At 53.5% G+C, this 260-nt stretch carries 1 rRNA gene; it reads right to left on the reverse strand.

What is annotated here, in order from left to right:
* Nucleotides 1-260, reverse strand: a 16S ribosomal RNA gene (locus KJS57_RS26215); the annotation flags it as partial.

The raw sequence follows: 260 nt of genomic DNA on the forward strand, positions 1-260 counted from the left end.
TTCGCTTCCCGTTGTATCGGCCATTGTAGTACGTGTGTAGCCCAGGTCATAAGGGGCATGATGATTTGACGTCATCCCCACCTTCCTCCGGTTTGTCACCGGCAGTCACTCTAGAGTGCCCAACCGAATTGCTGGCAACTAAAGTTAAGGGTTGCGCTCGTTGCGGGACTTAACCCAACATCTCACGACACGAGCTGACGACAACCATGCACCACCTGTCTCCTCTGTCCCGAAGGAAAGGTACATCTCTGTACCGGTCA

The organism is Paenibacillus vini, assembly GCF_018403325.1.
Taxonomy (GTDB): Bacteria; Bacillota; Bacilli; order Paenibacillales; family Paenibacillaceae; genus Fontibacillus; species Fontibacillus vini.